At 63.3% G+C, this 9219-nt stretch carries 9 protein-coding genes; 6 read left to right on the top strand and 3 right to left on the bottom strand.

Features of this window, described 5'->3' with window-relative positions; genetic code table 11:
- Both EOA60_RS08280 and EOA60_RS08275 read right to left on the bottom strand, forming a co-directional pair.
- Positions 1-1434: pilus assembly protein TadG-related protein (locus EOA60_RS08280; protein WP_128311234.1), on the bottom strand; the 1434-nt coding region annotated here is incomplete at its 3' end.
- The gene (locus tag EOA60_RS08275) at positions 1431-1877 is read right to left on the bottom strand and encodes a TadE/TadG family type IV pilus assembly protein (protein WP_082980554.1); all 447 of its coding nucleotides are present in this window, start codon (positions 1875-1877) and stop codon (positions 1431-1433) included. The genes EOA60_RS08275 and EOA60_RS08280, both read right to left, overlap by 4 nt.
- Positions 1878-2167: 290 nt before the next feature.
- Here EOA60_RS08275 and EOA60_RS08270 point away from each other — a divergent pair, with 290 nt between their 5' ends.
- The 4 genes from EOA60_RS08270 to EOA60_RS08255 all read left to right on the top strand — a co-directional run bounded on the left by EOA60_RS08270 (position 2168) and on the right by EOA60_RS08255 (position 7609).
- The gene (locus EOA60_RS08270; RefSeq protein ID WP_095800238.1) at positions 2168-3760 is read left to right on the top strand and encodes a peptide ABC transporter substrate-binding protein; all 1593 of its coding nucleotides are present in this window, start codon (positions 2168-2170) and stop codon (positions 3758-3760) included.
- A 174-nt stretch (positions 3761-3934) separates the two neighbouring features.
- Positions 3935-4858 (top strand): ABC transporter permease subunit, encoded by a 924-nt coding sequence (locus tag EOA60_RS08265; RefSeq protein ID WP_066997760.1) that lies wholly within the window; start codon positions 3935-3937, stop codon positions 4856-4858.
- Positions 4851-5975, top strand: a complete 1125-nt coding sequence (locus EOA60_RS08260; protein ID WP_067327929.1) for an ABC transporter permease subunit — start codon at positions 4851-4853, stop codon at positions 5973-5975. The genes EOA60_RS08265 and EOA60_RS08260 overlap by 8 nt, the downstream gene beginning before the upstream one ends.
- Before the next feature lie 17 nt (positions 5976-5992).
- Positions 5993-7609 carry an ABC transporter ATP-binding protein gene (locus EOA60_RS08255; protein WP_095800339.1) on the top strand — a complete coding sequence of 539 codons (1617 nt, stop codon included), beginning with the start codon at positions 5993-5995 and terminating at the stop codon, positions 7607-7609.
- Between the two features lie 27 nt (positions 7610-7636).
- Here the strand turns inward: EOA60_RS08255 and EOA60_RS08250 are convergent, their stop codons facing one another.
- Positions 7637-7960: a hypothetical protein gene (locus tag EOA60_RS08250; protein WP_128311231.1), complete on the bottom strand. Its 324-nt coding sequence runs from the start codon at positions 7958-7960 to the stop codon at positions 7637-7639.
- Positions 7961-8310: 350 nt separating this feature from the next.
- On the opposite strand from EOA60_RS08250, the gene EOA60_RS08245 reads away from it, so the two are divergent.
- Together EOA60_RS08245 and EOA60_RS08240 are read left to right on the top strand one after the other, a co-directional pair.
- Positions 8311-8556 (top strand): acyl carrier protein, encoded by a 246-nt coding sequence (locus EOA60_RS08245; RefSeq protein ID WP_066997751.1) that lies wholly within the window; start codon positions 8311-8313, stop codon positions 8554-8556.
- Between the two features lie 68 nt (positions 8557-8624).
- Positions 8625-9219, top strand: a 595-nt coding sequence (locus EOA60_RS08240) for an acyl-CoA dehydrogenase family protein (protein WP_245502536.1), incomplete at its 3' end; no start/stop codon positions are given.

The raw sequence follows: 9219 nt of genomic DNA, 5'->3' as shown, positions 1-9219 counted from the left end.
CTTGAGGCTGACGTCGGCGATGTCGGCGTCGCTGAAGGATTGCGGCTTGCCGAAGTCTGCGAAGCCGCTGGCGTTGCTGTCGGCGAGATGGGCCGCGACGACGCCCGGCTGCGCGGCGATGGAGACCTTGATGCTGGAGGGCCCGGTCGGGCAGCTGATGTCGGTCAGCTTGGCTTCGGCATAGGCGACCTCGATATTGAGCGGCAGGTTGACGGCAAGCAGCTTGACGCCGCCGCCCAGCTTCATGCCGGCTGTGCCATTTCCGGTGCCGTTGCCAAAGCCATTGCCGTTGTTCCCGTTTCCAATCCCGACGCTGGGATTGAGCTTGATGCGCGTCTGCGCCGTGCGCACCACTGTGCCCAATTCTCCCACCGCCAGCCATGGCGAGGACTGCATGGGTTCGCCGATGGCGACCTGGAGCGTAGTCGATGTCAGTCCCGGTATCGTCGCCCCGAGGTCGACCGTAACCTGGTTCGTGCCGTTGGCGAGCGCCGCGGCTGCGCTCACCATGCTCATGGCGCTGGCGCTGACCGAAAGCCCGGCGGGCTTCTGTCCGAGCCCCAGACTGCCCACCGAACCGAGGTCGACGAGATGGCCAAGCGGGATCTTGACCGAGTTGGTGGCGCTCGAGGCCATGGTCTGCAGCGCGAGCTTGGCGGTGCGGTCGAGCCCGGGCACGTTGGCCATCGCGGTGGTGATCTGGCCGACCGTTGCCTTCGAGCCGAGCACATCCGAATAGGTACCGCCGGTCAGACGCAGCTGCGTCGCCAGCGCATCGGTGAAGGAGAGCACGTCGACATCGGCCGAGATCAGCGAATTGTAGTCCATCACGCTGAGTGAGAGGTTGCCGCCCAGAAGCGCGCCGAGCAGCGCATTGAGGATGCCGCCATTGACGCTGGCGAGCCGCGATCCGACCGAGAATGCTGCTGCGGGCTGGGCGCTTGCGGTGGCTGTCGTGCCGATCACCGGCGGGGCCATCACCGAAGCGGCGAAATAGAGCGTGCCGAGCTTCTTCATCGACACCTGGACGGCATTATAGGGCAGCTTGCCCGCTTCGAAGCGGCTGCCGGCCGCGATGGAACTGACCCCCGAATAGCGTCCGGGCACGACCTCGACGACCGCCTTGCTGCCGGTCGGCTCGATTTTGGTGCCCTGCTGCTGCACGGCGACGGACGTGATTCCGTTGTCCCTCAGCGTCGTCAGCACGGCTTGCTGGGCTTTGTTGATGTTGGCGGCGGCGGTGATCGCGGCGAGGTCGACGATCGACTGCGCGGCGCGGCGTTCGTTATAAAGCGAGCCCTCATCGATCGCGAACGCGGTCAGCGTCAGCGCCACTGGCGTGCAGAGCGCGGTCATAACCGCGAAATTGGCGCGCCGGTCGGCGATCAGCCGTCGCGCAGCGTCCATCACTCTCCCCGCGGAGTAGCGCATCATATGCCTCCGACCCGGATCGTCGACTGGCGCTGGATCGTGGTGCCCGGCAACGGCAGCGTCCGGAACAGGCTCCAGATCGGCAGGTCGCGCGCGTCATAGCTGACTGAGACGATGAACTGGCTGCCGTCGACGGTACTGTCCTTGGCGTCGACCGTCAGCTTTTTCGGGTCGACAAAAGCATAGCCGGCGACGTCATGGCTGATGAAATCGGTGACCAGCGCCTGGCGCTCCGTCTGGTTGAGGCCGGCGATCGCCGTTCGCGCCGCGTCGGCGGCGATCTGCTGGACCGAATGGCTGGCGCCGAAATAGATTCCGTATGCAACCATTCCGAGCAATAGCAGGATGAAGATCGGCGCCAGCATGGCGAATTCGACCGCAGACGTGCCCGCGGCGTCAGCCCGGAAACGGAACCAAGGAGCAAGGAAATTTCGGTTCTTCAGCATGGGCCGGAGAATGCCAAAACCTGCTTGCAAAAACAGAAAACGGCTGGGACAACCGAAAGGTGCACACAGTTGAACGGGACGCCTAAGCTTTAGATATCGCTGTTTTAGCGAAACGCTGCTCACTCAACGTCAAGCAGCGGGCAGTTGAAATAAGATATTCCTCTGTCTAGTCTCCCGCCACCAGCCGCCGGAAGGGAACCGGGGCGCGCTCAAAAGGGACCCGTTGACGGTTCCGGGGCGTCAACACTCAAGGCGTGGTTGAGGGGCCGCGCCAACAAGGGAGAGACTTCATGCTCAAAAACCTGCTGAAGGCGACCGTGTTCGCCACCACGATGGCCTTGGCGACCGGTGCTTTCTACACGCCCGCCTTTGCCGAGACCGTCTACAATCGCGGATCCGCTGCCGAGGCGGAGACGGTCGATCCGCACAAGACGTCGACGGTCTACGAGGCCGATATTATACGCGACCTGTTCCAGGGCCTCGTCATGCATGACCCGAAGACGAACCTCATTCCGGGCGCCGCCGAAAGCTGGACGGTGTCCGACGACGGCACTGTCTACACCTTCAAGCTGCGCAAGGACGGCCTGTGGTCGGATGGCAGCCCGGTGACGGCGGACGACTTCGTCTACTCGTTCCATCGGCTGGAAGACCCGGCCACCGCTGCAGAATACGCCTCGATGCTCTATCCGGTGAAAGGCGCCGAGGACTTCAACACGAAGAAAGGCAAGGCTGAGGATATGGGCGTGAAGGCGATCGACGCCAACACTCTGCAAGTCACGCTGAAGGCTCCGACGCCCTACTTCCTGGAGATGCTGACCCACCAGGCGACCTATCCGGTCAACAAGGCTTCGATCGACAAGCTCGGCGCGGACTGGATCAAACCGGGCAAGCTGGTCTCCAACGGCGCCTATACGCTGGCGGAGTGGATTCCCAACGACCACATGAAACTGGTCAAGAACCCGAAGTTCTGGGACGCCGCGAGCGTCAAGCTCGACGTGGTCAACTACATCCCGACCGAGGATCGCTCGTCCGCGATGAAGCGCTTCGAGGCCGGCGAACTCGACAGCTATGGCGACCTGCCGACCGAACAGCTCGCCGATCTCAAAACCAAATTCGGTGACCAGATCCGTGTGGGGCCATATCTCGGCACCTATTATTATGCGGTCAAGACCGATAAGGCGCCTTGGGACAACGTCGAGCTGCGCAACGCCATCTCGATGGCGATCGATCGCGACTTCCTCGCCGAGAAGGTCTGGCAGAACTCGATGCTGCCCGGCTATTCGATGGTGCCTCCGGGCATCGAGGGCTACACGCCGGCACTGGCCAAATACGCCGACATGTCTCAGATCGACCGCGAGGATGCGGCCAAGAAAGTGCTGGAAAAGCTTGGCTATACACCCGAGCATCCGTTGAAGATGGAGATCCGCTACAACACCTCGGAGAACCACAAGAACACCGCGGTCGCCATCCAGGAACAGCTGAAGCCGCTCGGCATCGAGGTGACGCTGCTCAACACCGACACCAAGACCCACTATGGCTTCCTCGAGCAGAAGGGCAACTACGACGTCGCCCGCGCCGCCTGGATCGCCGACTACAAGGATCCGGAGACCTTCCTCGGCATCTCGCGCAAGGCGAGCGGCAACAACTACTCGAACTATAACAGCCCTGCCTATGAAGCCGCCATGGACAAGGCAGCCGCCGCCGGCGGCAAGCCTGAGGAGCGCATGAAGGACCTCGCCGCAGCGGAGCGCATCCTCGTCGACGATGTCGGCCAAATCCCGCTGCTCTACTACAGCTACCACGACATCGTTTCCTCCAAGCTGCATGGCTTCGAGGACAATGTGATGGACATTCATCCGTCTCGCTTCATCTCCAAGGACTGACAAGGAACCTTGGCCGTGCCGCCGCTCTCTTTTAGGGAGCGGCGGCCGCGGTCTGTCGTCGTGCCGGGCCGAAAGTCGCATTGGATTTTCGGCGATCGCGGTGCGAAGATCAGAGATGCCAGCGCGCCACGATCTCGTCTGGAGAGCCGTCGCCCTGGCTGAAGCGGGGCGCCGATGCTGCGTTATGTCTTTCGGCGGCTATTGACCGCCATCCCGACGCTGTTCGTCATCGTGACGGTGGCGTTCTTCCTGATCCGCGTCGCGCCAGGCGGCCCGTTCAACCAGGAGCGGGGCTTGAGCCCCGAAATCAGGGCCAATCTCGAAGCCCAGTTCGGCCTCGACGATCCGCTCTGGCTGCAATATCTCCACTATCTCGGCAATCTTTTGCGCGGCAGTTTCGGACCGAGCTACAACCTGCCGGATTTCACCGTCACCGAACTCTTCGCCAAGGGCCTGCCGATCTCGGTGCAGATCGGTACCTCGGCGCTGGTGCTGGCGCTGCTGCTCGGCTCGATCCTCGGCACGATCGCCGCGCTCAACCAGAATAAAATAGCCGACTATTCGGTGATCGCTCTAGCCACCGCCGGCAGCACCATCCCCACCTTCGTCACCGCGCCGGTGATCCAGCTCGTCTTCGGCCTTTCCTGGAAGCTGTTGCCGATCGGCGGCTGGGGCGACGGCGCCTTAATCAACAAGGTCGGGCCGGTGCTGACGCTTGCCCTGCCGCAGATTGCCATCGTCGCCCGCCTGATGCGCGGCTCGATGATCGAGAGCCTGCGCTCGCACCACATCCGCACCGCCCGCGCGCTCGGCCTCTCCGACTGGTCGGTGGTGGTCAAGCACGCGCTGCGCGGCGCCGTGCTGCCGATCGTCTCCTTCACCGGTCCGGCGGCGGCGGCGCTGCTCACCGGCTCGATCATCGTCGAGACCATCTTCTCCATTCCAGGTGTCGGCCGCTACTTCGTCGACGCCGCGCTCAACCGCGACTACACGCTGGTCATGGGAACTGTGGTGGTGATCGCGCTCTTCACCATCGTCTTCAACCTGATCGTCGATCTTCTCTATGCGGTCGTCGATCCGAGGGTGCGCTATGACTGAGCTTGCCGTAGCCGCTCCGGAGCCGATCGTCGGCCGCTCGCTCTGGGGCAATGCTTGGGCGCGGCTGAAGCGCAACCGCGCCGCCATGTTCAGCCTCTACTATCTGGCATTCATTGCCGTCATCAGCGTGTTCGGCCCTATGGTCGTGCCGCATGAATACACGACCATCTACGGCGACTATGTGCGCACGCCGCCGAGCCTGTCGGCCTATCCGAAGCCCGACATGATCCAGGGTGCGCTGAGCGACGCGATCAAACGCATGCGCGTCGACATCAAGGAGTGGCACCAAGACGGCAGCCGCGTCGTCGTCACCGTCACCTCCAAGAAGCCGATCGACGACCGCAATATCCGCTATCTCGACCGCTCCGACGCCTTCGACGACACGAAGATCGAGAGCAAGTCGCCCGATGGGCTCGAAATGACCATGAGCTCGGCCGTCAAGCAGCAGTATTTCTTCTTCGGCACCGACAACACCGGGCGCGATCTCTTGTCTCGCACGCTGATGGCCGGGCGCATTTCGCTCGCGATCGGCCTGCTTGCCGGTGTCGTCGCCGGCGTCATCGGCGTGATCTACGGCGCGACGGCCGGCTTTGCCGGCGGCAGGGTCGACGAGGTGATGATGCGCATCGTCGACGTGCTTTACTCGCTGCCCTTCATCTTCTTCGTCATCATGCTGGTGGTGTTCTTCGGCCGCAACTTCGTGCTGATGTTCCTGGCGGTGGGGGCGGTGCTGTGGCTCGACATGGCGCGCATCGTGCGCGGCCAGGCGCTGTCGATCCGCAGGCAAGAATACGTTCAGGCGGCGGAAGCGATGGGCGTCGGCCAGCGCGGCATCCTCGTGCGCCACGTCATCCCCAACCTGCTCGGGCCGGTGGTGATCTACATGACGCTGCTGGTGCCGCAGGTCATCATCCTGGAAAGCTTCCTGTCCTTCCTCGGGCTTGGCGTGCAGGAGCCGATGACGAGTTGGGGCGTGCTGATTTCGGTCGGTGCCAAGAACATCGGCTATGCCAACTGGCTGCTGTTGTTCCCGGCCTTCTTCCTCGTTTCGACGCTGTTCGCGCTGAACTTTGTCGGCGACGGCCTGCGCGACGCGCTCGACCCCAAAGATCGATAAGGATGGGGATCGCCGACATGGCTTCCGAAACGATCCTCAGCGTCAAGGACCTGCGCGTCCGCTTCCAGACCCTCGACGGCACGGTCGAGGCGGTGAAGGGCATCAGCATAAAGGTCAATGCCGGCGAGACCGTCGCCGTCGTCGGCGAATCCGGATCCGGCAAGAGCCAGACGATGATGGCGGCGATGAGCCTGCTTTCCTCCAATGGCGAAGCGACCGGCCAGGTCGATTACCGCGGCCGCAACCTCCTGGAGATGACCAAGAGCGAGCTCAACAAGGTTCGCGGCCGCAAGATCAGCATGATCTTCCAGGAGCCGATGACCTCGCTCGATCCGCTCTACACCATCGGCAACCAGCTCATCGAGCCGATCCGCCGCCATCGCGGCCTGAGTGCCCAGGCCGCGCGTGAGGAGGCGCTGAAGCTGTTGAGACTGGTGCACATCCCCGATCCCGAGCGGCGGATGAAATCCTATCCGCACGAAATGTCGGGCGGCCAGCGCCAGCGCGTCATGATCGCTATGGCTTTGGCGAACGATCCCGACATCCTGATCGCCGACGAGCCGACGACGGCGCTCGACGTCACCATTCAGGCGCAGATCCTGATGCTGCTTGCCGAACTGCAGCGCAAGCTCGGCATGGCGATCGTCTTCATCACCCATGATCTCGGCATCGTCCGCCGTTTCGCCGACCGCGTCTATGTCATGCGCCAGGGCGAGGTGGTGGAAGAGGGCGAGGCGGAAGCGCTTTTCGCCAATCCGCAGCACGCCTACACCAAGATGCTGCTCGCCGCCGAGCCGACCGGCACCAAGGCGGCCGCGCCCGCCAATTCGCCCGTGCTGCTCGAAGGCCGCAACGTCGAGGTCGTCTTCAAGATCGGCGGTGGTTTTCTCGGCGGCGAGCCGCTGATGTTGCGGGCCGTCGACAAGATATCGATCCGGCTGAAGCGCAACCAGACGATCGGCATCGTCGGCGAGTCCGGCTCCGGCAAATCGACGCTCGGCCGCGCGCTGCTGCGGCTGCTCCCCAGCGACGGCGTCATCCGCTTTGGCGACCGCGACATCTCAGAGGCCGACCGCCACGCGATGCGGCCGCTGCGGCGCGAATTGCAGCTCGTCTTCCAGGATCCGTTTGGCTCGCTGTCGCCGCGCATGACGGTTGGCCAGGTCATCACCGAAGGGCTTTTGGTGCACGAGCCTTCGCTGACGGGCAAACAGCGCGACCAGCGTGCCGTCGAGGCGTTGCGCGAGGTCGGCCTCGACCCCAACGCGCGCAACCGCTACCCGCATGAGTTCTCCGGCGGCCAGCGCCAGCGCATCGCCATTGCCCGCGCTATGATCCTGAAGCCGAAAGTGGTGGTGCTTGATGAGCCGACCTCGGCGCTCGACCGCTCGGTGCAGAAGCAGATCGTCGAGCTATTGCGCAAGCTGCAGTCGGACCACGGACTGTCCTACCTCTTCATCAGCCACGACCTCGCAGTGGTGCGCGCCATGGCCGACTACATCATCGTCATGAAGCAGGGAAAGATCGTCGAGGAAGGGCCGGCCGAGGAGATCTTCGGCAATCCGCGGGAAGCCTACACGCAGACACTGATGAAGGCGGCGATCGATACGACCAGGTTCCGCATCAGCGCTTGAGACTTCCGCTGCTCGGCGACGCCCTGGTCACTGCGAGGACGGGCAGCGGCTCTTCCTGGCCGTGATGATCGCCTGCTGCTGTTGCTGCAGCCGCTCGATCCTGGCGGTATCGCGATTGGCCACGACCGTCTTCACGCGCTCGCCGCCGAGCAGCCAAGTCGGCACGCTGGTATTGGCGACCTTGCCGCGGCTGATCGCCGTCCGCGAAATATCGGTGGCGGTGTCGCCGAGCGCATTGTTGAGCTCGGCGCAGCTCATCCCGTCGTATTTCGCCGGATTGATCGACGCAACACTCGACGAGCAGCCTGCGATCAAGGTCAACGGCAAGAGAGCCCGCAGCGTGAACTTCATACTCTTACCCCGGTCTCGCCGTTCCAAAAATCGTCCAGCAGCTCTCGAATGGGATAGCGGCAACCATTAGGCCAAAGTGAGGGCCTATTGTCGACCATTTATCTGATTGATTGATTGACGGCAGGCTTTTGCGGAAGGCTGGCGGCGGCGAAAGCGCGTGGCTTGATATCGATGCGGATACAGAGCCACAAGAAACGCCGGACAGAGGTCCGTCCGAATCGAGAGCCGTAAAATTGTATTGCGGTCCGTTACCGATCCTTAGGCATGGTTGAAACTGCTCTGCGGCGTTAACGCCACGGTTGCATTGCGTCTGCGATATTGCCGGCTGCACAACGCAAGGTGGGGCCTCCATGATTGACCAGATACGCTCGCTGCTCGAGCAGCATCCGATGATTCCGCTGAATTTCGGCGCGCTCGCTGACGACGCCAATCTCTATGACGCGGGGCTGACCTCCTTCGCCTCAGTGCAGATGATGCTGGCGCTCGAAGAGGAGTTCGACATCGAATTCCCCGAGACGATGCTGACGCGGCGCACCTTCTCTTCGCTGGCCAGCATCGCGGATGCGGTTTCGCAGTTGACGCGCAAGGCGGCGTAGCCATGAACGTGTTGAGAAAGATAGAGGCGGCCTCGCTCGCGGAGGCGCCCGAAGCCGCGACCGAGCGCATGCGCCGCGTCGCCGAAATCGCCGCCGGCCATGCCGACCCCGTCGACAAGGAGGGGCGTTTCCCGGCGGAGACGATCGAAGCGCTGAAGCGCGAGCGCCTGCTCGGCGTGGCGATCCCGATCGAGCATGGCGGCGAGGGGCTCGGCACGATGCAGATCGCCGACCTCATCGTGCAGCTCGGCCAGGCCTGCGGCTCGAGCGCGATGATCTATGCCATGCATCAGATCAAGACGTCGAGCTTTGTCACTCACGGAGGCGCCAGCGATTGGCACCGCGCCTATATGCGGCGCATCGCCGACGAGCAGCTTCTGATGGCTTCGGCGACGACGGAGGCCGGCATCGGCGGCAATTTGCGCAATTCGATCTGTGCGGTCGAGGTCGCCGGCGGGCGCTTCGCGCTGACCAAGGAAGCCACCGTCATCTCCTATGGCAACTATGCCGACGCCATCCTCGCCACGGCGCGTCGCGCCCCGGATGCGGCCAGCTCCGATCAGGTGATGGTGGTGATCCCGGCCGATGCCAACCGCACGCTTGAGCGCACGTCGGTGTGGGACACGCTCGGCATGCGCGGCACCTGCTCCGACGGCTTTCATC

Origin of the sequence: Mesorhizobium sp. M1A.F.Ca.IN.020.06.1.1 (assembly GCF_004023265.1) — a bacterium.
GTDB lineage: Bacteria > Pseudomonadota > Alphaproteobacteria > Rhizobiales > Rhizobiaceae > Mesorhizobium.
Note: the sequence above shows the minus strand (reverse complement) of the source record. Positions and strands in the feature narration are given on the sequence as shown.